We start from the raw sequence: 22,008 nt of genomic DNA, 5'->3' as shown, positions 1-22,008 counted from the left end.
GCCTCGAACTCCATCTTCGCGCAATGCCGGTAGGCAGCGGCCAGCACGGCGCTGCGGCCATCGCCGCGTCCGATGAGCTGGGGCGTGAAATGGGTGATGGCCACGGCTGGCGCGATCCTTAAGACGAATGAACATGGCGTTCGTCGGGATCGGCCCGCGCATTTGGGGCGGAAGCAGGACGTCGCGTCAGCGACGTATTACTGCGCCCTTGGAAGCCGCTCCTTCGGAACGGCGGGATGATCTTCCAAAGCGTCGGCTTCGCCGACCCCGTTAATTACCCGGGTCGCGCTTCGCGCTCACCCCGGCTTTCCTGTCGGCTTCGCGCAGAACTGACAGGAAAGGTCTTCCGGAATGAAAAAGCCCTCGCGGCAGATCAGGGACGAAATCGCACGGCTCCAGGAGCAGCTGAAGCAGGCTGAAACGCGCGAGGCCGAGCGCATCGGCCGCATCGCGCTGAGAGCCGGGATAGGAGAGATCGAGATCGAGGAAGGCGCGCTGCTGTCGGCCTTCGAGGAGATCGCCGGCCGGTTTCGCAAAGGCAGCGGCCGACCCGCCAAGGCGGCCACGGCCATCCCGCCTGGCGCGTTTTCGGGCGTGGCTGAACAGGGCTGAACGCATGCGCCGCTCCGATGCCACTGACGCCCGCAAGAAGGACACGCGGGAGAAGATTGAGCTCGGCGGCCTGATCGCGAAGGCCGGGCTTCGCTACGAGAAGCGCGCGCTGCTGCTGGGTCTGCTGATCGATGCCGCTGGCCGTCTGCGCGGCAACGAAGCGGAACGCGAGCGCCTCACGGCGATCGGCGTGAAAGCGTTCGGCCATGAGAGCAAGTAAGATGGCCCTGGCACTCGCGCCGGCCGTGCTGATGGCGGGCTTGTGCCTTGCCCTCACCGGCATCGAAGCGTGGCTTTCGAAGTTCGGGACAACCCCGAACGCGCGGCTGGTGCTCGGCCGGATCGGTATCGCCCTGCCCTACGTGATCGCCGCAGCGATCGGCGTGATCTTCCTGTTCGCGGCGGCGGGTGCGACGGCGATCCGCTCGGCCGGCTGGAGCGTCGTGTTCGGCGGCCTGCTTGTGGTCGCGATCGCCGCCTCGCGCGAGATCGCGCGCCTCCATTCCTTCGCCACTGCCCTGCCGGCTGGAAACCGGCCTCTCGCTTATGCCGATCCCTCGACCATCATCGGAGCGACGATCGCTGCGCTCGCGGCCGTGTTCGGGCTGCGGGTGGCCATGAAGGGCAACGCCGCCTTCGCAGCCACAGCGCCGCGCCGCATTCGCGGCCAACGCGCCATCCATGGCGAGTCGGACTGGATGACGATGACCGAGGCTGCGCGGCTGTTCCCGGAGGCGGGTGGCATCGTGGTCGGGGAGCGCTATCGCGTCGATCGGGATGCGGTGGTCGACCAGTCCTTCCGCGCCGATGACGCCGAGACATGGGGCGACGGCGGCAAGTCTCCTCTGCTCTGTTTCGATGCGTCCTTCGGCTCGTCGCACGGCATCGTGTTCGCCGGTTCCGGTGGCTTCAAGACGACATCCGTCACGGTGCCGACGGCGCTCAAATGGGGTAGCGGGCTGGTCGTCCTCGACCCCTCTAACGAGGTCGCGCCGATGGTCACGGGACATCGGCACGGGGCGGGTCGCCAAGTCTTCGTGCTCGACCCGCGCTCCTCGGCAATCGGCTTCAATGCGCTCGACTGGATCGGCCAGCACGGCGCAACGAAGGAGGAGGACATTGCCGCCGTCGCGTCATGGGTCATGACCGACAATCCGCGCCAGGGCTCGGCGCGGGACGACTTCTTTCGAGCCTCGGCGTTGCAGCTGCTGACGGCGCTGACCGCCGATGTCTGCCTGTCCGGTCATACGGAGAAGAAGGACCAGCACCTGCGCCAGGTCCGGGCCAATCTGTCCGAGCCGGAGCCGAAGCTGCGCCAGCGACTGCAATCGATCTACGACAACTCGGAATCCGGCTTCGTGAAGGAGAATGTCGCGCCCTTCATCGCCATGACGCCGGAGACCTTTAGCGGCGTCTACGCCAACGCGGTGAAAGAAACCCACTGGCTCTCCTATGCCAACTATGCCGCGCTGGTGTCCGGGTCGAGCTTCACGACGGCCGAGCTCGCGGAAGGCCGGACGGACGTCTTCATCAATCTCGACCTGAAGACACTGGAGAACCACGCCGGCCTCGCCCGCGTCATCATCGGCGCGCTGCTTAACGCCATCTACAATCGCAATGGCGAAGTGACCGGCCGCACCCTGTTCCTGCTCGATGAGGTCGCCCGCCTCGGGTACTTACGCATTCTCGAAACTGCGCGCGACGCGGGTCGTAAATACGGCATCACCCTGCTGATGCTCTACCAGTCGATCGGCCAGATGCGCGAGGCCTATGGCGGCCGTGATGCCACCAGCAAGTGGTTCGAGAGTGCGTCCTGGATCTCCTTCTCGGCGATCAACGATCCCGAGACGGCGGACTACATCTCCAAGCGCTGCGGTGACACGACGGTCGAAGTTGATCAGCTGAGCCGGTCCTCGCAGATGTCGGGTTCCTCCCGGACGCGGTCCAAGCAGCTCGCGCGCCGGGCGCTCATGCTGCCGCATGAGGTGCTACGTATGCGGACGGACGAACAGATCATCTTCACCGCCGGCAATCCGCCGCTACGCTGCGGCCGCGCCATCTGGTTCCGGCGCACCGACATGCGGGCGTGCGTCGGCGAGAACAGGTTCCATCAGAGAGAAGCTGGGTGGGCACCCAGAACCTAGCGCCGGGTTACCTGTTGCCGTAGTCTGGCAGCTTTCCGGGAGCGGATCATGATCGAACGGAAAGGGATCGCGAGACCGCGCGAGCATTTCTGGCGAACCGCAGAAGGCGAACTAGAGAAGTTTGTACGCAAAGAGATTGCATTTCAGCAAGCCGAGCGCATCGAGCGCGCAAGGGAGCTGCGCCTTCCTGTTCAGAAGGAGAGCGTGCTTTCCTGGCCTGGGCCGAGTTCGAAATTGGTTACACGGCGATCTCCCTGACTGGGTCCGCGCTCAAGGTCGCCGCTCATGACGATGGACGCCCGGCAGCGTACGCGATCGTGGTGCTGGCCCACGTCTCGTGGTGGATCGCTGCAGAATTGTCGACCAGCGGAGGTCAACGACGCCCGGGCCAAACGGAGGCCGGCGCGTTTCCTTTCTGCGGGCAGAGCCGTCGTCTGACCTGTGTCGTCGACGGGAATCCCGTTGACTGCGACCTGGTGGTTCCACAGAGTAAAACGCAGAGAGATTCTTTGGAGTGCTGATGATGCGCGATGGCAAGTTTTCTTTCAGGGCCGCTCACCACCAAGACGCGGAGCCGGTTTTCAAAATCACGAAGGCGTCAATCGCCGGACTTGGGGGAGCATCCTACTCTCGGGACCAGATCGCGAATTGGATGGGCGAGCGGACGCCGGCATTCTACGAAGCGCTCATCGCCAAGGGACGAATGACGGTCTGTGAGCACGAAGGTAGTGTGGTTGGATTTGTCGATGCCGAGCCGGGCGAAGTAACCAGGTTGTTCCTATTGCCTGAGGCTGCAGGTGCCGGGCTCGGCCGTCGGCTGCTCGAGATCGGGATAGCACGAGCGCGGATGGGCCATAGTGGGCCGATCAGGCTCGAGGCGACGATCAACGCCGAAGGCTTCTATCAAAAATGCGGCTTTCGAAGCGTGGGCCGCGACGTTTCCTCTCGTGGACTCGGCGGGGAGCCTATTGAGATTGTGCGGATGGAATTGTGAACTTCAGCGTTCACCGGCGCAAAACCCAACCTTGAACGTAGGCGGCGACCAATCAACCCTCACATCGTCTCGGCCGTCAGTTTGAGGGAGACAGCCGCGCTAAAATACAACGCCGTCTGAAAGCATGAGCACTCAGATGCGCGCGCGTCTGCGGCGGCCGGTCCATAGGCCAACGAGCACCGTGGTGATGAAGATCGTCACTCCACAGGCCATGTAGAGGCCAGCTTCAGTTGCGTTGGGGACCAAGGTTGGCAGAAGGAAGATGAGCCCACCGAGCCCGCCTGTCAGCAAGGTCGTGAATGCCTGGACGCGTCCGATCAGGGCCGAATCCACAACGGTCAAAAGATGTCCGTTGGCCGCAGCCCGTGACAGGTTCCACAGCATTCCAGCAACGGCATAGAGCACAATCGCAGCCAGCGGGTTGGTCATAAGGACAGAACGATCAACGAAGCCGCTGCCCCTGCGAGAACCGTCGCCGTTGCTCGGGCCATTTTCCTGGCGAGCGCCGGTATCCCAGCGACAGCAAGGGCGGTCATGCCGGCGATTGCGGCCGTCATCTCAAGCATGCCGAAGAGATCGCTGCCGCCGCCAAGCGCATGGATGACGAAACCCGGCAACAACAGGTTGGTGATCTGGATCACCGCGAACGCCAGGCCCACCGTGACCGCAGCGGACAGGCTTTGCGGCTCGTTCAGAAGATAGCGGAACGCCTCACGCGAGGCGGAAAGCGGATTGAGCCCCTTCATCGACCGGCGACCGCTTGGGGTCCTCGTCAGCATCCCGAGGAGAGGCAGAATGGCCAATGCGATGCAGGCGGACAGGACGGCCGCCATAGTGCTGCCGAGCCGATCGATCGCATAGCCGGCTACGCCTGTCCCCATGGCGAGCCCTGCCTGATTGAAGAAGGACAGGCGCATGTTGAATGTCATCCGCTCAGTCTCGGGAATGAGCGACTGGAGCAGGCCGCTCATGGCGCCCGCCAGGAGCGCGTAGCCGAACGCCCCGAGAATGGCTGATAGAACCAGCAGGGGGCGTGAGAGCCCTTCGGGCAGGACCTGCACGAGGGCCAACATAAAAAGGCCGGAAGCCCTGATCGCTTGTCCCGCTGCGGTGACTATGAGACGACTATGTCGGTCGACGATGTACCCGCTGAGCGGCGCGAGAACGAATCCAGCGACGCTGGAGCTCAGCAGCACAAGGCCAACCAGGCTCGATCCACCGGCATGGAACGCGATCCACGCCGGCAAGACGATGCCGACGCCAACAAAGAAGAACGACGCCAAGGAAAACCCAACAAAGCAAAGTCGTCGTATGGCTTGCACGTCCAATTCGTTCCCTCGCGCTCTCCCGGAGGACCGCTACCCTCCTTCCCTCACACTCGCCCACCGCGGCAAGCCGGAAAGCGGATACTTTCGAGCCTGCCTCTTCAACAATTTCTTTTTCGACATTCCGGCGGAGAGCCCGACGTCTGCAAAGCCGCTGGGAAGAGCCCAAAGACTATCGCTCCGCTCCGGACGAGCAGGTTAGTTTCGCCATCGACGATCGCACCGCGCACGTCAACCCGCGGCTTTGCATAGCTCGGGCGAAATCAGAAACCAGTTCATGGATGCGTTTGATCGGAACGTTACCTGGTGGGCGAGCATTTCGTTGGGGAAAGCGCATACGCGTGAGCGCGCGTTCGATATCGCACGCCAAAATCCGCTGCAGGGCGTCCCGCCTTTGGCGGCCGTCATGGTGGTCGCGGGAGTTCTGGACAGCAGCTGGCGATACCTGTCCGGAACGTCGGGGAAGACTGGGCAGCGGGCGCCCGTTTAGGTTAGGCCCGGTTCATGCGCAGCGTAGGTATCCTGAACGACTCGCCGGCGAGCGCGAAGGACATATTCCGCTTCGCAACGCCCGAATGCTTGGCCAAGACATCCTTAATGACAGATACGTCGTCCGTGAAGGCCATTTGATCGAGAAATTGCCGCAATGCGGCTTCGTCGGGACTCAATCGGGTGCAGATCCCGAATTTGAGTATCTCGGGGACGGTTTCGTCCATTTTCAAGCCGTAGCTCGTAACCCTGCCGTTCTCGTAGATCGCGGAGCGCAGCCAGTAGCCGCCCCTGTCAAAGAATATCATTGGAGTGAAATTCTCAGCGTCCTTAGCGTAGTAGTTCCTTTCCACGTCCTGGAAAATCTCGCGCAGCGTTCCGCCGCCCCCTCGGCCGTAGATGATCCCAGCCCGCGAATTATTGACGAGCGCTTCCTCGCGAAGACTGTTCTGGTAATATTTGGCGTAGTGCGTCGCGAACGGCATCGTGGGCTCGGCGCCGTACAGCCAGGTCGGAATGGCCAGGCTGAGAGGCAGCGTCGACGGCGCGGCCGAACGCACGTCGAGGGCAGCCGCGAGCCAATCGCGGGCGGCCATCACGTCCTTCCGCTTCGATTTCTTAAGGCTGCCGTCGTTCTCGAAGAGATCATCCAGATCGCCGTAATCCGGGGTCGCCGCAAGCTTCGCCAAGGCCCTTTCGAGATCGTCCATTCCGTTTTTGCTGAAGGCCACTCCCACGTGCGCAGCCTCCATGACGCCGGGACCGCCTCCGGTCACGATGAGGTACCCGTCCTGCGCCACGCTCCAGGCAAGCTTGGCGATGTCAGCGAACGCCGGCGAATTGCGCTTGGCGGCGTGGCCGCCCATGAATCCCACGAGCGGCCGGCCAACGTCTTTCAGAAACCTCTTGAGGGCATCGGCGATCGTCGCGTCGTGCCGCGCCTGCGACAGTCGGGTCTCCAGAGCGGACGGCACGGGTCCTCCGTCGGACACGAATTGCCGGAACACCTCGAAGTCGCGGGTGAGCGTGAAGCCCAACTCGTCGAACGGATTGAATCCATCGAGGAGGTCGGACGCCCCGTACAACCTCTGAAGCATCGTCGGCAGCATCCCAATTCTCCATTCGAGGTCTAGCGAAGCGCCGTGTCCAGCAATTTCGCCAGCCTTGCCGCGGCAAGGGCTGCGCGGTTGCGGGCGGTGTTGCGTGCGTTCGTCTCATAGTCGCGCGTGAGTTGGACCGCGGCCGGACCGAGCCCGACCGGCTGGGCGTATGCGAAGCTCTTTGCGGCCTCGAAGCTCTCCTGCGCCCATCGATCGGGATCGAGCACCTTTTCCGCATCGGCATCGACCGCGACCGACCCGAGACCACCCCGATCGTCAGCGTCGAAGATGGCCCCGAAGACAGAAGAATAGCCGCGTAGCGCGGCGGTCGCCTGCCGCGCGACATCGCCTTTCGGTGCATCGAGGCCCGGGCCTGACCCGAAAATGCTTGTCAATAGAGATCCTCCAGCACGGGCGCGGCCGGTACTCCTCCGGCTCGCGCCTGGCCTTCAGAACAGTTCGCACCCATTTCGATCAGTCTTGTATCGTTAGTCTGCTTGATCATGATTGGAGACGGGACTCGCGCGCCAGGCGAGCGCCGCAATCGGAGCACTTAAACATGTCGGCCGCCGCGACCGAGCACCATGTTAAGTTGAATGCTTTCATTTATATATCCCAGAATTTCGGAGCCGGTATATCCCGAAATTGCGGAGCCGGGCACTATTTGCCAGCTTCGTAGGTTATGTCGGAGCGATGGAACAATATTGGAAAATGATCGATAAATCAGTATGATGGGACGCCGACCTTTGATGCTGACAGCCTGCCGGCGTAGGCTATCATGTTGGCCAACAGATGTGCCAGCCGGCGATGGCATTGGAGAGTGGCTTTGTGGATTGAATCAATTAAGGTCGAGGGCGGACTCCTTCATGGATTCGATCAATGCTTTTCACGCAAGCTTAACGTCCTGATCGGCGCGCGCGGCACTGGCAAAAGCTCGGTTATCGAGCTTATTCGCTTTTGTCTCGGGGCGCGCTCGTACACCCCCGAAAACGAGCAGCACTCCACCGAACATGCCTTGGGTGTACTCGGCGATGGCAAGGTCACGATCGTCCTGTCTGACGGGAAGCAACGGTTCGAAGTGTCTCGCACCGCCCAGGATACCGAGGTCGAAGATGGCGACAGATTCGAGCCGCCGTTCGTGTTTTCGCAGGCCGAGATCGAGAGCATCGGCCTCCAGTCTCAGTCGCGCCTCCGCCTCGTGGACGGTTTCCTCGCGGGCCGCCCCGCACCGCCGACCAGTGCGACGAGTTCGCGCATCCGGTCTCTAACCGGAGAGATCAGGACGCTGTTGGCTGAGGTCGATAACATCGATGAGCGGACCGCCGAGTTGCCGAAACTCCAATCGACGTTGGCAACTTTGAAAGCGCAGGCGAAGGCGCAGACCAGCGTGCACAAGGAGATCGAAGGGTTCCGGAAGTCCTTGAACGAACTCACCCCGCCGCTGGCTTCAGCGCGTGTGCGGGCCGAGTCGATCGAACGTGTCGTCGACTCGTTCACCGAGTGGTTGGAGGAGGTCGACGCGGCCGTCGACCGTCATCCCTTATTTGAACCATGGCCAACGCAGGCCGGCACCGCCGATGAGCTGGCTGATCTCAGGAAGCGTGAGCGCACGGCGTATAGTCGTATCCGGACAGGAATTGAAGAGCTGAACGCGATCGCCGAAGAGTTGCGCAAGAAGCTGGCCGCAGCGCAGGGCCAAAGGACTGGCTTTGAGAACCGCACGCGTGATGTCAGGCAGAAGATCGAAGAAAAGCAAAAGGGCGCGAGCGCGATCGATAAGCAGATCGGCGACATCACGCAGCGCGTTTCTGTGCTGACGTCGCTGGTCGAACTGCGGAAGCAACGCACAGCGCGCATTACCAGCCTGGAGGAGCAGCGCGCAAAGTTGCTTGCGCAAAACGACGGCGCGCGCCAGGAGCTCACCAAGGACCGCGGAAAAATTACGAAGCAGCTGAATGTTGATCTCGGGCCAGCAGTGCGCTTAACGGTCCTGCCGTATTCGCAGCGTCTGGCGTATGTGAGCGCGCTGAACGCCGCGCTTCGGGGAAGCGGGCTACGCTACGCGGAACTGGCTGACCGCATTGCCGAGACATATAGCCCGGTCGAGATCGCGCAACTCGCCGAGGCGCGGGACACCGACACGATTGCTGCAGATCTGGAGATTACGGACGAAAGAGCGGCGCGCCTCTGCGATGCGCTGCGCGGCGATGCGGGCGGCGCCCTCTTCACGACAATCGTCGAGGACGATATTCAGATCGCGCTGATGGATGGAACGGACTACAAGGAAATCGACTTCCTCTCGATGGGGCAGCGCTGCACGGTGGTTCAACGATGTGCCAGCTGCTGTTCGGGCGATCGAAGGCCCTTGGTATCAGGGCAGCAACACGATCAATGTTCCTGTTTCGCGGATTCGCAGGCAGATCGTTGCAGACACAGATTTGCCAGGCATTCACGCGGAACTTGACGGGATCGATATCCAAACCGTGGAGGCAAGGCAGATCGTGGCTGCCCGGTGCTGCCAGCACGGCGATCTTCACTGCGCAAACATCGTATTCGACCAGCGCGGCGGTGCAATGTTGATCGACTTTGGCGATGCCGGCCTCTCGTTTGCCTCGGTCGATCCAGTGACCCTGGAGCTGAGCACGATCTTTCATTTGCAGGCAGCGCGGCTCCCTCAAGGGTGGCCGTCAGAGGCCCTGCTCGGCCAGTGGGGAACGCTTGACGCCTATATCGCGGGCTGCGCATTTCCTGCTTTCATCCAAGCCTGCCGCGAGTGGGCCCTGGCAGTCGCGGGATCCCCGCAGGAGGTCTGGGCTGTCGCTTATGCCTACGCTCTGCGTCAACTCAAGTATGGCGATACGAACAAGGTATTTGCACGAGCGTTGATCCGCCCTTACTACCTGACTCCAGATGGCAAAGTCGGGCACGACGCCTTCGCCGTTATCCGCGAAACCATCCGCGAAATGAACAAGGTCGCGATCGGTCGCGTGGTGCTGACCAATCGCGAGCACATCATTGCGCTGGAGCCGCTGGACAAGGGGCTGATGGGGACCCTGCTGCACTATCCCTACGAAGTCCGGTCCGCAGACGAGTATTTCGACGATATCCAAGACGTCAAAGTCACCAAGGATATGCTCGACTTGGCCAAGCACATCGTTAATCAAAAGGCAGGCCATTTCGAGCCGGACAAGTTCGAAGACCAGTACGAAACCGCCCTCATCGATCTCATCAACCAAAAGCGCGCAGGCAAATCCATCGCCGCGAAAGCGCGGCCGCGCGGCGAGAACGTGGTGGATCTGATGGACGCGCTGCGCAAGAGCATCGGAGGAGGCGCGGCGACCGCGACAGAGTCGAAGAAATCAGCCAAGAAGCCGCGCAAGGCGGCAGCCGGTCAGAAGGAAATGCTGATGCCGATCGCCGGCAAGAAACCGAAGGATGCCGCCGCAAAGAAGTCAACGGCCAAACAGCAGCGAAAGTCAGCTTAGCGTGCACGATGGCTTCGCGGAAATCGCAAAGCGCCGGGCTTCTCCTGTTTAGAGGACGCGCTACCGATCTCGAAGTCCTGCTGGGTCATCCAGGCGGACCATTTTGGCAAAACAAGGATGACGGTGCCTGGAGCATCCCGAAAGGCCTGATTGGCGCCGATGAAGCGCCACTTTCCGCCGCTCGGCGCGAATTCGCCGAAGAGACCGGACACGACCCGGAGGGAATTTTCTTGCCACTCGGGGAGGAGCGGCAACCGGGCGGCAAAGTCGTAAAAGCGTGGGCAATCGAAGGCGATTGGGATACCGCGCTCATTCATAGCAACACCTTCGAGATGGAATGGCCGCCGCGTTCCGGACGTCTCCGGACGTTTCCGGAAATCGACAGGGCGGATTGGTTCGCTGTTGCCGACGCGCGACGGAAGATCCTCAGGGGACAAGTAATTTTCGTCGATCGATTGCTCGAGGTCCTGATAGCCGGGCGCACCTACGGAAAAGCGGAGAGATGAGTATCACGCGACTTGCACCGCCCGTCCGCTCACCCTGCTGCAGTGATCCAGTCGATGCGGCCAGATGTCATGTATACGATCGCGCCGCGCTGCGCACCCAAGACATGAAGATACTGACCAAGTTGCTCTCGATAGGCCATGCGTTCTCGTCCGCTCGGCGCAACGTCGCTTTTCCAATCGAACGCGACCAGATCGCCATCGTCCGCCAGGGCCACCGCATCGGCGCGCCCGGAAATCAGTTCGCCGGTGCCGGCGGTCGTTGCGCCGTACAACGGCACTTCCGGAACGAGCCGATGAACGAATGGCTGTAATTCGGACAGGGAAAATGTGCGCAGGGCGGTGTCCGCCATCTCGTCGGGATCGGGCTTGCCGGTCGCGTCCGTCGTGAGTTGCCGGCAAAGCAGGTGAGCCCTTTCTCTCATTTCGCCTGGTTTCGCGGCGAGTTCTCCGGTCGCCAGCTCCTCCATGAGCTTGTGCAGAATGATGCCTCGCAGGCGACTTCCCTGGACTAGCACCGGAGCATCGAGCGCCGCGTCTTCCGCGGAATCCGGTGGCTGCGTCGAAAGGACGTCCGGATCGCTCTCGCTGGGCTTGATCCATGCGATCGCCGGAAAGCCTCGCTCGATCCGCGACTGTTCTTCGGCGAAGACCTCCGCCGACTGTCGATTCTCGCCCGATTTCGGTGCAGCGACGACCGCGCGCGGAAGCTTCGAGATGTTCAGTTCGGGGATGTCGCCGAGGCCGAAGTCGAGCTGTTTCGCCCAGGACTTCTCGTCGCACCAGGTGAAGTCGGGAATGACGAGCAATTCCATGGCGCGCGTGCAAGCCACGTAGAGCAGCCGAAGGTTCTCGTCGCGCTTTTCCTGGTTCTCTCCTTGCAGCGCGCTCTCCAGCGTGGGCGGCGTCACCTGACCGAGCGCCCAGTGCAGGCTCTCGTCGCTCCGGCGGTATACAAAGGGCTCGGGCGGGCGCGGCATCGAGGCCCGGTTGATAGGAATGACGACCGGCCACTCAAGGCCTTTCGAGCTGTGGACCGTCACGATCTCGATGGATCGGCCATCCGCTTCGACGATGCCCTCGACGAAGCCGGTGCCGGCCGACCAATCTTCGTCCAGGTCCCGCGCGAACTGCACGAACCCGCGCACTCCATAGTTCCGGGCGCGCTCGAGCAGACTGTCGACGTTGGCGAGCGAGCGGGCGGCTTGATCCGTACTGCGCCCGGCGACGACGGCCCGCACTCGAAGTCGCTCGATCGCTTCGGCGAGCAGCAGCGCAGGCGTGGTGACGCGTAGCCGGAGTCGAAGTTCGCGCAATATGCCGAGTACCTCTCGCGCGAGATCGTTTTGTACGATCGCCGGGTGGGTGTTTAGCGAGAGGCGGGCCGACTCGCTGCCCGGCGGAACGGGCAGGCTCGCAGTGATCGTAAGCAAATCCTGCTCGGAGAGACCCACCAATGGCCCTCGCAGAAGGGCGCCCAAGGCCAGCGTGTCGCGCGGGTCGACGATACTTCGCACGAGCGCGACGAGATCCTGGGCCTCCTGTCGCTTGAAAAGGTTTTTGCCGGCTTGCGACGCGAAGGGTAGTCCGGCCTCCTCGAGTGCTCGCTCGTAGCGCCACAGCTCGGTCGAGACGGGCGCCAACAGGGCGATGTCCCCTGGCGTCAGGCGCCTACTGCCGCCGTTGTTCAGCTTGAGTTCGACGTTGCCGATCAAGCGGCTGCAGATCTCGGCAACAACGCGCGCCTCTTCGTCCCGGCTGGTGTCGATTCGAGTATTCGGCAGCAGATCGACGGATACTTTGGCGACACTCGGAAAGCCGTGATCTGCGTCATCTCTCGTGCCCTGCAATGCAACATACCCAGCCTGTTGCGCGGCGAGCGGCCCCGCGAAGCAGCCGTTGATGTGTTCGAGGATGCGCGGTCTCGAGCGAAAATTCGCTGTGACCCGAAGGATGTTGTCGGGAAACTGGGCCTCGATCGCGTTCCGTACCATGAGGTAGGTGGCGAGATCGGCTCCCCGGAAACGGTAGATGGCTTGCTTGGGATCGCCGACCAGGAAGAGTTGGCCGGGTCGCAGGCGACGCTCCTGCCAGACAGCACCGGCGGATCCGTCCGATCCGGCCAAAAGAAATAGGATCTCCGCCTGCACCGGGTCCGTGTCCTGAAACTCGTCCACCAGTATGCGCGAGAAGTGCTCGCCGGCGGCGGCCCGTACCTCGGGATATTGGCGGAGTACCTCGCGGCAAGTAAACAGCAAGTCGTCGAAATCCATCACCGCTGCTCGCCGCTTGAACGCTTCGTATTCGGCAAGGAGTCCGTCGAGCTCGGAGGAGAACACGCTAACGATCGCAGTTGCGATCCGGCCCATCAGCGTGCCGTAGGCCTCGCGGCATCGCGCATAATGCTCTTCGGCCTGGTCGGCGAGAGGCCCACCCTCGACGTCACCCTTGGCGCGCTTCCAAATCGAACGTCGCCTGTATTCGCGGAGATCGAACGATCTGGCTCGCATCAGGGGCAGCGTCGGGGGATGCGCCGCGTCCCACAACCGCGCGAAGTCAAGACCCGTAGCGAGGCCGCGCTCGAAGTGCGTAGCCAACGTTTCGAGATCGGCGATGTCGCTCTCGGCGTCGCGCGGTCCCCCGACACGGTCGCACCAACGCCGGAACTCGCGAACGTTCTCTCCGAAACCGAGGTGGGCGTCGGCATCCAGGTCGGGCGACCGGGGGCGGGCATTCCGGTGGCGCCGCCTCGATTTGGCGAAGTCGCGCAGGAGTTTCTCGGCTCCGGTCGGGTCCTTTCGCGCCACCACCGTGATCGGATCATCGGCAGGACGCGGCTCGTCGAGCCGATCGCGCCACCAATGATCGAAGATCGCGTCGAAGATGAAGACGGCTTGATCGCGATCGAGAATTTCGGCGCCCGGATCGATCGCCGCCTCGACGGAGTAGGTCCGCAGCAAGTCGTGACAGAATCCGTGAATCGTCGAGCAGGTCAACTCGTCCAGTAACTCGCTCGCCGTCTGCAGCGATCTCCGCTGAGCCGCCTTCAATCTTGACGGAATGCATAACCGCAATTCATGAGGAACAGTCCCGGAGAGCAGGGCGTCGAGGTAGTGAGCGATCCGTTGGCGGAGCTCGCCCGCCGCGAGCTCGGTGAAGGTGATCGCCGCGATGGACCTCGGAGCTGCGCCGCCGGCAAGCAACATCACCACCCGCCCCGCGAGCAGCGACGTCTTTCCCGTGCCAGCGGCGGCTTCGACCAGAAGTGTCGAATCGAGCTCGGTCAATGCGCGGCGGCGGTCGCCGTCGTCGTCTCGCCGGGTCATGGCGTGTTCCAGAATTTAGAGAGTCCTCCCGCGGCACGATCGAACGCTACGCGCTTGCGACGCTCGTACCCAGGTGAGGCGGGAAAGGCCAATCGAAGGTCGTTGGACCTGTCGTAGGCGAGCCTTCCGGGTACCGCGTTTCCTCGGTCCAGTATGGCCACCACCTCGCTCACGAAGTCGCCGATCCGGGCGAGAGCCGCGTCGACATCCTGCAATCTGACCTCGAACGGCTCTCCGGCCAGATACAGCAGCCTCGCCAAGACCCTTGGTTCTTCTTCGAACAGTTGCCGGCACGCAAGCGCGTACAAGGCTCGTTGCAGTTCGGCACCGCCGCCGATCACGATGCGGGCCGCGTTCTTGGGCGGTGCTCCCGTCTTGTAGTCGGTTACCCTGACCGTAAACGGATTGCTACGCATGTCGAGCCGGTCGATGGTGCCGCGCAAACTAACGGGCGTGCCCGGTATTTTGACCGGTATCGTCGGATCCCACGGTAGTTCGCGACCGGCTTCGAAGCCGGCAGCTTGGCCGAAGGCTACCTCGGTCCAACTACGCGTGCCGTCTTCGTTGATATCCTTTCGTAGCAACCCCGCCAGCGCCATCGCCTTCGCATAGTCGACGGTATTGGCCCACAGCAACCTCGGGGGGACCGGACGTTCGAGGGGCCAGGCGGCGTGGACGACCTTGCTCGCGTTCTCCAGCGCGTTTTCGATCTGGATGTCGGACGCCTTCGCGTATCCTGGTTCCGGTTCGAGGGCATCGACGGCGCGCCGTAGCAGCTCGTGCACCAGCTTGCCGAACTCGTCCGGTGCAATGGTCAGCGGTTGGTCACGCTCCTGCGGGACGTCGAAGCCAAGAGCATACTTCCAGACGAATCCGAGCGGGTCTCGCAGCAGCCGTTGCAGCGAGGTCGCCGACTGGATCCGCTCGATTGAACGCTTGATGGCCGGATGACCAGGCTGGAAGCATCCGTCGTGGTCCGTGAGGCGCTCGACGTGCCAGTTGCGCCAACACCGGCCGGCCGAACCGACCTGATCAATGCCGGCTGCCTCTTCGGGGCGCGCCAGCAGCCGGTCGGAATGATTGAAGGCATGCTCCGGAATTCGCTCGCGTGGAAGGACGGTCTCTGTGCGGTTCTGCAGCAGTGGGCTGCGGCCGACGCGTCCGCCTTGCGCGCCTCGGCGGCTGCGCGAAAGCACGGCACTTCCCGACGCGGCACCGAGGATGACAGCGAAATGCCTCCGGTCAGCGCGCGCCACTGGATCGACGTCGAAGGCGTTGGCCGGCAGAACATGATCCGGTAAAATTGGATCTTCACCGCTTCCGCGCGGCCAACCTCGGTTCGTGAGTCCGAGCAGCCGCACGTGAGGACGGGGTGCGGCGGCGAGATCCCCGGCCGGACACCACACGACGGCATCAGCTGCATCCGTCTCCGGCGCGAGACGTGCGCCCCGCAACGACAACTCGATGGCATCTGTCGGCGCCGATCGGGTTGCGGCCTGCCAAATTCGGAGCGAGCGTCCATGAAGAAACATCGCCGCCGCCTCGTGCGCCGCGTCCGGTCCCTTCGCGAGCACCTCGAGGAGGCGCGTCGTGGCCTCGACGGCAACCCGTCCTGGCGCATGGCGACCCGCCGTTTCGAGCGCGCGCCTCCAATCCGTCACGCTCGACAGCGCCGCTCCACGCGGTATGGCGTCCAGCCAACGGTCCGGGAGCTCGTCCGGCGGGAGGCCTTGCCCCCGGGCCACGGCAAACAGCCGGCGAGCGCGCTGCTGACTCAAGCCGTGCATCAGGACATCGGCCAACGCCGCGCAACGTTGTCCGTCGCGCGAGGCGAGTGCCGAAACTCCATGGGAAAAGTGAAGCCGGAAGCCGGTGCCTTCGGCGCAAGCGAGGAAATGTTCGTCCCACGCCGTCGTGTTAGCCGACGCGATCGCGATCTCGTTGGGTCGGGCGATGCCAGAAGCGATGAGCTGCCGCGCCCATCTCAGGCTCTCGACCACCTCGTGGCGAACGTCGGCGCACGAGACAACGGCAGGCTGTTTGGCCGTAGCCGAGTCCAGCTGCAATATCGTGCCGCGGAACCAGCCGGTGTCGGCTCCGGCCGGCGCGATCCACTCGACTGGCACGACCCCGCAAAGCGCCTTGATCAGTGGTCGCCAAACCGGCGCGATAAAGGACAATCCCTCGATGCGTATCTCACCAACGATTCGAGGCGCATGACGAACGCGCCCCAGCGCAGCGCCGCGCAGTTCCCGAGGTGTCATCGCAACCGGAGGCAAGTGCGATTTGAGGCGGGCCTCTATCTGAGACATCTCCGCGATGCGCCGGTGACCGTCACGTCCGGACGCCGACAGATCGAAGTCCGCCGCCCAGATCTTCCTCAGGGTCCGGAACACTGCCCGCGTCATGCCCGGCAGATGTCGCACGCGCTCGAGCTCGTCGAAGCCGCCTTCGTCAAGTGCCTGCTGGATGGCGGGCTCCAAATGATCGGCCGAAGCCGGGATCGCGAAACCACCGGCGAGCCGCGCGGCGACCTGTGGCAAGTTCAGAATCTGGAGGCCGCAATCGTTGGCCTGCGCCGCCGCGAAGCGGCGCATCTGGAACGCGAGGGGGCCCTCGACGACTGCGGTCCGGAGCGTGGGTAGACGATCGTCGCTCAACTGCTCGTGCCCCTTTTTCCAAACCGATGGAATGTCTCTGGTGTTAGTCGATCAAGGAGTCGGCTGAATGGCTTTTTATCCGGTCAGCGAGTTGCGTGAGTGAACTGGCGCTCCTATCGCGGATCGCCCACCATGGACCAGAGCTCCCGCTCCTGCTCCGCCTCAAGTTCCTCGAGCGATACCGGTATGAGAGAGAACTCAAGATTGTACATCGGGATCTGCCAGTCATTGTAAAGTGTGCCGACATGTTCATCGTTGGCCGTATCGAGGATTAGACCCTCGGCGTGCAATCGCGTCAGCAATTGTTCCGTCAGCTTTCTGCCGTCGTGGTGATCTTCTTTGTCTTTGTATTCCAGGCTACCCCAGATATCCGACACGGCCTTCAATCCGGCCGGCGTGAACATGCCGACCTGCTCCATGGCCTCGACCACGCGCAGCGCGTGCGGCCGAAACGATCCGAAATGACCGTATGGCGGGTCGCGCGGCGCACTCCATTCCAGCTTGCCGTCCTGATAGGCCTCGACATCGGCATAGAGCAGGCTCTCGCGCTGATATATAGCCCAGTTGGGCGCGATGTACTCGCCGGCATGTCCTTCGAGATAGTGCCCGCGTCGCTGTCGATCCACGTACCCGCGTAGTTCGGCGAGATGCGTCGGCTTCCACGAAACCGCTTCGGCATAGATCAGCCGCGCCAGGTGATTGTAGAACCAGCCGACGATCGTATTCAGGCGGGACGCGATGAGTTTTGGCGGGCAACGCACCGCGTCGACCAGGATTAGGATTTTGGCGGCCTCTTCGTCCGCATAATTCTCCAGGACTTTTGCTTCTCGAGGGTGAGTCTGAAGTTTTTCTGCAGCGGTCCAGAAGCCTTGAGCACTTCGCAGGATGACAGGAAGCCCTTCAGCGATCAGTTCAAGCCGTCTGCGTTCGTCAAGTCGACAAAGCTGCTTGGCTTGGTGAAGACCGATGGCCGGTCCCTTTGTTTTGCTTTTCGGCGCATCCATGATCGCGATATCCGGCTCCGCAGGGTTCGATGTTTTCGCAGCGAACGGCTTCAATGAGCCCGTGCCAATCGACCCAGACCGATGGCTCCGGCGAAGGAGAGGAAGAATCCTAGGATGAAGCCGGTGCACGCGAACAAGACGCCATCGGCGGAAACCGGTAGCGCGAACTGAAAATCTTTCCATGTTCGCGCGGCAAGGTCGGAATCATAGCCGGTTGCGAACGCGCCGGTGCGCGTGAACGATCCGAGCTGCCCCATGGCGGCTTGCTGCGCGCGCAGATTGGCCAATCGACCGATGCTCTCGGAGATTCTCGTCGCCTGATCGCGGACGAGTTGCTCCTGGTTTCGGGACATGAGCCCCAGCGCGCCAGAACGATCATATCCGGAGCGGCGGGCGTCCTCGTCGAAATGTCGTACGACGCGGTCGAGTTCGTCGATGGCACCGCCAAGCCGCTGCGCGTATTGTTGCACGAATTCCGGTTCCTGCCAGAACAGCACCGCGACAATAACGGCAATCGCTATCGAAATCGGCGTACGCATGCTTGGTTCCTTGCTGCCGCGCGCTCAGGCCGCCAAGGACGCGGCGATGATCTCGTTACGATCGATGTCTTTGTTGGCTCCGAAATCGAACACGCGAGTGATCCTCGTTCCGTCCCAGCGGAAACGATAGTGGGCGCCCTGAATGCCGCGCTCGATCAGGACGTCACTATTGAACACACTAATAAACTCGTGGCCCGGCAACTCGACCATCTTGAAGATGACGCCTTGCACGTCTTCCTCGTACAAGCTTTGCCCAAGCAGTCGTCGTGCGCGTTGCGTGGTGTCGGGCGGTAGTCCGCGCAGATCGACGAAGTTCCCGACGACCTTGTTCGTGATCATCCGCATGTCGACGCCACATGCCGGCTCGTCCGTGCGCGAGAGAAATTCCTCTCGGCGCAGAATTGCCCGCGCGAGGGCACCGCGCTCGTCCGCCGCCAGCTCTAGGACAGAGTAGGGCGGAGGAAGGCAGTAGGAGCCTTCCGGCATTGGGTAGGCGAACGGAGCGTGGTTCCAGTTCTGCAGCTTCGGCGAATTGGCGTCCGTCGATACATCGCCGCCGGTGATGCGGGATTTCGCGGCAAGGCGCGGATTCGTAATTGTTTCGAGATCGGCGGCGAGCGCTTGCATCTCGCGAGATCCGAACTTCTCGTAGATGTCGATAGTCGGATATTTTGAAGGAAACAATCGGCGGTACTGTCCGTCGATCGAAATCTGCGGATACACTGGTGGTTACCCTCCGCGCTGGGCATCGACATACTGTCGTACCCTGATGATGTCGCTCAGATTGCCGCTCAGCATCACATCGAGGGCCGTGGCCCCCTCGAAGTACCGGTTCGGCCGTCGGATCCAGCTCACGACGGCCTCCGAGGAGTCGAGCAGGATGCTGAGGGCCTTATAGATCGATCCAAGATGTGAGATCCGCTCGAGCGTGTCAGCGGACACGTCGCCACCGTCCTTGCGCCAGCGGAAATAGGTCGAGCGTGCCGGAGATCCCAGCAACTTAATCTGCTGTTCGGTGCTCAAATCCCAGATTTCCGCAAGTTTGAAGAAGAAGTCGAGAGAGGTTGGCTGACCCCCGCGGGGTCGTTCGCTGGTCTCCGTGTGGTTTCCCGGGTGCATTCGCCCTCCATGGCATGATGTCAAATCGGACTTGAATTGTAAAATAAGTCCTATTAGATACTGTCCGATAACGGACTGATTCGTGATCATCTGTCCCTTCCGGGATTTCGTCAAGGCCTGGGTACCCCGTCCGTGTGGCCGGAAATGGAGAGACTTATGGACACCGCACTGACGGATACCGCGAACAAGCAGGTTCATGACAAACGCTCATTCGAGGCAGAGATCGGCGACGGAGACTTCAACTTCGCCTCGGTCGCGTTCGATGACGCCAAGGTCACCGGCGCCCAGGTCTGCATGGCCGCCGGCCGCACCCGGTCGAGGATTATGTCGTGCTGCGGCATCTCGGAACGGGCGAGCTGGAATCTCTCCGACCCACCGAAACCTCTGACCTCGACAAGAACAAGATCAGCCGCTTCTTCGCGGTCGAGGGCGGCGACACCCACCGGTTCTTCGTCGAAGGCCTGTCGATGGAATGGCCCCGCAACAAGCTGATTGCTTGGCAGATCAAGTTCCTCGCAGGCGCCGGCGACGATCAGGCGCTGTCGCTGGAACGTCCGGGCGTCGAACAAGTCTTCGAGGACGACGACGAGGTCGACATCGGCGGCCGCGGGGTCGAACGCTTCAAGCTGAGGCACCGCAAGAAGACGGTGACGGTGATCTACGGTGGTGATGTCGAGTTCGAGCTCGAGCGCCGCATCTACACCACCGAGGAGTTGATGGCGGTGTTCGGGGTGCCCGCCGGCTACAAGCTGGACATCATCGGCATCGATGGCGTCTTCCGCGAGATGGCGCCGGGCGAACGCCTCAAGGTCAAGGACGGGATGGAATTCGCTTCCCATCCGCCGGTGGGACAGTCGTCGTGACCACCGATCTTCAAATCGCGGCGTTGCGGCGGATCAACCGCAGCGCCGAACTCTGGGACGAGGGAGGACAGCCCCTCGTCTATCTGCCGACGATGAAAGTACAGCACAACGGCGGCACAACGACGGTCGACGGCCTGCTCTGCCCGCGCAGCCACGGGAGCTACACCACCCGCCTCTTCCTGTCGCAGTCCTTTCCGAACCGCGGTCAGAACTGGACCGTCCATCAGATCATGGGTAGGCCCTGGCACACCATGTCCTACAACTATGTGCCGGCGTCGTTGCCCTGGGCGGAGATCCTCGCCATTCACCTGGGGCAGCTCAAATGAAGGTCGCACTCAAGATTACCGGTCCGATGCTGGATCTCGTCCGGCGCGATCTCGCGCGCCCCCATTTCTTCGCGCACGAGCGCGTCGGCTTCCTGACGGCAGGCGCTGCCGCTGTGCCGGGCGGGTTGCTGCTGCTGGTGCGCGGATACATGCCCGTCGCTGACGACGACTACGAAGTCGCCCCCGGCGTCGGCGCGCGGATCGGGTCCAACGCAATGCGCAAGGCGGCGCAATCGGCTTATCGACCCGCGTCGACGCTGTTGCATGTCCATACCCATGGCGGCCGCGGCCTTCCCGGGTTCAGTGGTGTAGACCTCAAGAGCGGCAACGAATTCGTTCCGGGTTTCTTCCAGTCGTGCCCGAAGATGCCACACGGTCTCCTGGTGCTGAGCGACACCGGCGCAACGGGCTTGCTCTGGCTCGAGCCCGGAAAGCCTTCCGTGTCGATCGACCGCTTCATCCGAATCGATCAGCCGATCGTCGAACAATGGGGTGCGAAATATGAGCTGGCTTGACCGACAGAGCTTTCTCGGCGCCAAGAGCGAACAGCGGCTGGCGGAGGTGACGGTCGGCCTGGTAGGCCTCGGAGGCGGAAATTCGCACGTCACCCAGCAGCTCGCACATGTCGGCATCTGCAATTTCGTGCTGGTGGACGCCGACAACATCTCGTTGACCAACCTAAACAGGCTGATCGGCGGCACCTGGTGGTACGTGCTCAAGCGGACCGCGAAGGTCGCGATCATGAAGAGGATGATCCTCGCGATCAATCCGAAGGCCCGCGTCGAGATCCATCGCAAGCAATGGCAGCTTGCTGGCGACGCGCTTAAGCGCTGCGAGGTCATCGTGGGCGGTCTCGACAACGTGCGCGGCAAGGACGAGCTCGACGCGTTCTGCCGGCGCTTCCTGATCCCGTACATCGATCAGGGAATGGACGTGCACAAGCTGACCGGCGGGCATGGTCATCTGGTTGCTGGCCAGGTGGTGCTTTCCGAGCCCGGCAGCTCGTGTCTGCGCTGCATGGGCATCGTTACCGACGCGGCGCTGGCGGAAGAGTCCCGCAGGTACGGCGCCGCCGGCGGGCGTCCGCAAGTGGTGTGGTCGAACGGCGTGCTCGCCTCGCTGGCGGTCGGACTGGTCGTGCAATTGATCACTCCCTGGAGCCGACGTACCAGGCCGGGAGCCTACCTCTCATATGATGGCAACTCGGGCTTGGTGGTGGAGGCCGAACGGTTTCGCCGCTGGTCGGCTTCCTGCACGCATTACCCGAATGCGGCCGTCGGCGACATGACCTTCGACATCCGAAAATTGGCCGCCAAAATGAGTGCACGTCAGCCGCACGTTTAGTGGGTGGAGCGCATTTGGCTGTACTTTCGGGGAATGAAAAGCAATACGCTAGTGGTCTATCACAGTGATTTTGACTCTTTGGGGGTGGCTGGATAGGCGCGGCCGAGTTTGGCGCGAGCTTTGTCGGTTGTGAACATCCATTTGATTCGGGCTCGGGTTTTATTTCGCCGCCGTT

Annotated in this window: 22 protein-coding genes; 12 read left to right on the top strand and 10 right to left on the bottom strand. The window is 62.4% G+C overall.

What is annotated here, in order from left to right:
* Positions 1–351: 351 nt before the first annotated feature.
* The 5 genes from traC to ACZYOF_RS32495 all read left to right on the top strand — a co-directional run bounded on the left by traC (position 352) and on the right by ACZYOF_RS32495 (position 3,750).
* Entirely contained in the window at positions 352–612 is a 261-nt protein-coding gene (traC, locus tag ACZYOF_RS32515) for a conjugal transfer protein TraC (RefSeq protein WP_463718331.1), read from the top strand.
* Positions 613–616: 4 nt separating this feature from the next.
* On the top strand, positions 617–832 hold the full coding sequence (gene traD / locus ACZYOF_RS32510; protein ID WP_463718330.1) for a type IV conjugative transfer system coupling protein TraD: 216 nt from the start codon (positions 617–619) through the stop codon (positions 830–832).
* The gene (traG, locus tag ACZYOF_RS32505) at positions 819–2,756 is read left to right on the top strand and encodes a Ti-type conjugative transfer system protein TraG (protein ID WP_463718329.1); all 1,938 of its coding nucleotides are present in this window, start codon (positions 819–821) and stop codon (positions 2,754–2,756) included. Before traD ends, traG begins: the two co-directional genes overlap by 14 nt.
* A gap of 48 nt (positions 2,757–2,804) precedes the next feature.
* On the top strand, positions 2,805–3,014 hold the full coding sequence (locus ACZYOF_RS32500) for a hypothetical protein (RefSeq protein WP_130584399.1): 210 nt from the start codon (positions 2,805–2,807) through the stop codon (positions 3,012–3,014).
* A 262-nt stretch (positions 3,015–3,276) separates the two neighbouring features.
* Entirely contained in the window at positions 3,277–3,750 is a 474-nt protein-coding gene (locus tag ACZYOF_RS32495; RefSeq protein WP_245476870.1) for a GNAT family N-acetyltransferase, read from the top strand.
* 132 nt (positions 3,751–3,882) lie between these two features.
* Here the strand turns inward: ACZYOF_RS32495 and ACZYOF_RS32490 are convergent, their stop codons facing one another.
* From ACZYOF_RS32490 to ACZYOF_RS32475, 4 genes are all read right to left on the bottom strand, one after another.
* Positions 3,883–4,179, bottom strand: coding sequence for a hypothetical protein (locus tag ACZYOF_RS32490; RefSeq protein ID WP_463718328.1), 297 nt, complete (start codon positions 4,177–4,179; stop codon positions 3,883–3,885).
* Entirely contained in the window at positions 4,176–5,072 is an 897-nt protein-coding gene (locus ACZYOF_RS32485) for an MFS transporter (RefSeq protein ID WP_463718332.1), read from the bottom strand. The genes ACZYOF_RS32490 and ACZYOF_RS32485 overlap by 4 nt, the downstream gene beginning before the upstream one ends.
* Before the next feature lie 494 nt (positions 5,073–5,566).
* Positions 5,567–6,673 carry an SLOG cluster 4 domain-containing protein gene (locus ACZYOF_RS32480; RefSeq protein WP_463718327.1) on the bottom strand — a complete coding sequence of 369 codons (1,107 nt, stop codon included), beginning with the start codon at positions 6,671–6,673 and terminating at the stop codon, positions 5,567–5,569.
* Between the two features lie 20 nt (positions 6,674–6,693).
* Positions 6,694–7,059 (bottom strand): S1/P1 nuclease, encoded by a 366-nt coding sequence (locus tag ACZYOF_RS32475; RefSeq protein ID WP_130581831.1) that lies wholly within the window; start codon positions 7,057–7,059, stop codon positions 6,694–6,696.
* 431 nt (positions 7,060–7,490) lie between these two features.
* Between ACZYOF_RS32475 and ACZYOF_RS32470 the strand changes: the two genes are divergently transcribed.
* From ACZYOF_RS32470 to ACZYOF_RS32460, 3 genes are read left to right on the top strand one after another with little or no spacing between them, the layout of a single operon-like run.
* Positions 7,491–9,128: a hypothetical protein gene (locus ACZYOF_RS32470; protein WP_165421372.1), complete on the top strand. Its 1,638-nt coding sequence runs from the start codon at positions 7,491–7,493 to the stop codon at positions 9,126–9,128.
* Positions 9,103–10,149: a Ku protein gene (locus ACZYOF_RS32465; protein ID WP_165421373.1), complete on the top strand. Its 1,047-nt coding sequence runs from the start codon at positions 9,103–9,105 to the stop codon at positions 10,147–10,149. The genes ACZYOF_RS32470 and ACZYOF_RS32465 overlap by 26 nt, the downstream gene beginning before the upstream one ends.
* Before the next feature lie 8 nt (positions 10,150–10,157).
* Positions 10,158–10,655 carry an NUDIX hydrolase gene (locus ACZYOF_RS32460; RefSeq protein ID WP_130581833.1) on the top strand — a complete coding sequence of 166 codons (498 nt, stop codon included), beginning with the start codon at positions 10,158–10,160 and terminating at the stop codon, positions 10,653–10,655.
* Between the two features lie 29 nt (positions 10,656–10,684).
* On the opposite strand, the gene ACZYOF_RS32455 is transcribed toward ACZYOF_RS32460, so the two are convergent.
* The 6 genes from ACZYOF_RS32455 to ACZYOF_RS32430 all read right to left on the bottom strand — a co-directional run bounded on the left by ACZYOF_RS32455 (position 10,685) and on the right by ACZYOF_RS32430 (position 19,300).
* Complete coding sequence (locus tag ACZYOF_RS32455; protein ID WP_463718326.1) at positions 10,685–13,978, bottom strand: UvrD-helicase domain-containing protein; 3,294 nt, start codon at positions 13,976–13,978, stop codon at positions 10,685–10,687.
* The gene (locus tag ACZYOF_RS32450; RefSeq protein ID WP_245476621.1) at positions 13,975–16,638 is read right to left on the bottom strand and encodes a PD-(D/E)XK nuclease family protein; all 2,664 of its coding nucleotides are present in this window, start codon (positions 16,636–16,638) and stop codon (positions 13,975–13,977) included. The genes ACZYOF_RS32455 and ACZYOF_RS32450 overlap by 4 nt, the downstream gene beginning before the upstream one ends.
* Positions 16,639–16,751: 113 nt before the next feature.
* Positions 16,752–17,642, bottom strand: a complete 891-nt coding sequence (locus ACZYOF_RS32445) for a hypothetical protein (RefSeq protein WP_463718325.1) — start codon at positions 17,640–17,642, stop codon at positions 16,752–16,754.
* 50 nt (positions 17,643–17,692) lie between these two features.
* Positions 17,693–18,181 (bottom strand): DUF2937 family protein, encoded by a 489-nt coding sequence (locus tag ACZYOF_RS32440; protein ID WP_130581835.1) that lies wholly within the window; start codon positions 18,179–18,181, stop codon positions 17,693–17,695.
* A 24-nt stretch (positions 18,182–18,205) separates the two neighbouring features.
* Positions 18,206–18,904: an RES family NAD+ phosphorylase gene (locus ACZYOF_RS32435; RefSeq protein ID WP_165421374.1), complete on the bottom strand. Its 699-nt coding sequence runs from the start codon at positions 18,902–18,904 to the stop codon at positions 18,206–18,208.
* Positions 18,905–18,910: 6 nt separating this feature from the next.
* Positions 18,911–19,300: an antitoxin Xre/MbcA/ParS toxin-binding domain-containing protein gene (locus ACZYOF_RS32430; RefSeq protein ID WP_130581837.1), complete on the bottom strand. Its 390-nt coding sequence runs from the start codon at positions 19,298–19,300 to the stop codon at positions 18,911–18,913.
* A 329-nt stretch (positions 19,301–19,629) separates the two neighbouring features.
* Here ACZYOF_RS32430 and ACZYOF_RS32425 point away from each other — a divergent pair, with 329 nt between their 5' ends.
* From ACZYOF_RS32425 to ACZYOF_RS32410, 4 genes are read left to right on the top strand one after another with little or no spacing between them, the layout of a single operon-like run.
* Complete coding sequence (locus ACZYOF_RS32425) at positions 19,630–20,163, top strand: multiubiquitin domain-containing protein (protein WP_130581838.1); 534 nt, start codon at positions 19,630–19,632, stop codon at positions 20,161–20,163.
* Positions 20,160–20,489: a hypothetical protein gene (locus ACZYOF_RS32420; protein ID WP_130581839.1), complete on the top strand. Its 330-nt coding sequence runs from the start codon at positions 20,160–20,162 to the stop codon at positions 20,487–20,489. The genes ACZYOF_RS32425 and ACZYOF_RS32420 overlap by 4 nt, the downstream gene beginning before the upstream one ends.
* Positions 20,486–21,004, top strand: a complete 519-nt coding sequence (locus ACZYOF_RS32415) for a hypothetical protein (protein ID WP_463718324.1) — start codon at positions 20,486–20,488, stop codon at positions 21,002–21,004. The genes ACZYOF_RS32420 and ACZYOF_RS32415 overlap by 4 nt, the downstream gene beginning before the upstream one ends.
* A complete protein-coding gene (locus ACZYOF_RS32410; RefSeq protein WP_463718323.1) occupies positions 20,991–21,833 on the top strand; it encodes a HesA/MoeB/ThiF family protein in 843 nt (280 codons plus the stop codon). Before ACZYOF_RS32415 ends, ACZYOF_RS32410 begins: the two co-directional genes overlap by 14 nt.
* Positions 21,834–22,008: the final 175 nt, after the last annotated feature.

The organism is Bradyrhizobium sp. LeoA1Lang (genome assembly GCF_055413685.1).
Note: the sequence above shows the minus strand (reverse complement) of the source record. Positions and strands in the feature narration are given on the sequence as shown.

What these genes read in the sequence shown, in the direction of transcription:
- traC (WP_463718331.1), top strand. Translation starts at nt 352, where the DNA reads ATGAAAAAGCCCTCGCGGCAGATCAGGGACGAAATCGCACGGCTCCAG.
- traD (WP_463718330.1), top strand. Translation starts at nt 617, where the DNA reads ATGCGCCGCTCCGATGCCACTGACGCCCGCAAGAAGGACACGCGGGAG.
- traG (WP_463718329.1), top strand. Translation starts at nt 819, where the DNA reads ATGAGAGCAAGTAAGATGGCCCTGGCACTCGCGCCGGCCGTGCTGATG.
- ACZYOF_RS32500 (WP_130584399.1), top strand. Translation starts at nt 2,805, where the DNA reads ATGATCGAACGGAAAGGGATCGCGAGACCGCGCGAGCATTTCTGGCGA.
- ACZYOF_RS32495 (WP_245476870.1), top strand. Translation starts at nt 3,277, where the DNA reads ATGATGCGCGATGGCAAGTTTTCTTTCAGGGCCGCTCACCACCAAGAC.
- ACZYOF_RS32490 (WP_463718328.1), bottom strand. Translation starts at nt 4,179, where the DNA reads ATGACCAACCCGCTGGCTGCGATTGTGCTCTATGCCGTTGCTGGAATG.
- ACZYOF_RS32480 (WP_463718327.1), bottom strand. Translation starts at nt 6,673, where the DNA reads ATGCTGCCGACGATGCTTCAGAGGTTGTACGGGGCGTCCGACCTCCTC.
- ACZYOF_RS32460 (WP_130581833.1), top strand. Translation starts at nt 10,158, where the DNA reads ATGGCTTCGCGGAAATCGCAAAGCGCCGGGCTTCTCCTGTTTAGAGGA.
- ACZYOF_RS32455 (WP_463718326.1), bottom strand. Translation starts at nt 13,978, where the DNA reads ATGACCCGGCGAGACGACGACGGCGACCGCCGCCGCGCATTGACCGAG.
- ACZYOF_RS32445 (WP_463718325.1), bottom strand. Translation starts at nt 17,642, where the DNA reads ATGGATGCGCCGAAAAGCAAAACAAAGGGACCGGCCATCGGTCTTCAC.
- ACZYOF_RS32440 (WP_130581835.1), bottom strand. Translation starts at nt 18,181, where the DNA reads ATGCGTACGCCGATTTCGATAGCGATTGCCGTTATTGTCGCGGTGCTG.
- ACZYOF_RS32430 (WP_130581837.1), bottom strand. Translation starts at nt 19,300, where the DNA reads ATGCACCCGGGAAACCACACGGAGACCAGCGAACGACCCCGCGGGGGT.
- ACZYOF_RS32415 (WP_463718324.1), top strand. Translation starts at nt 20,486, where the DNA reads ATGAAGGTCGCACTCAAGATTACCGGTCCGATGCTGGATCTCGTCCGG.
- ACZYOF_RS32410 (WP_463718323.1), top strand. Translation starts at nt 20,991, where the DNA reads ATGAGCTGGCTTGACCGACAGAGCTTTCTCGGCGCCAAGAGCGAACAG.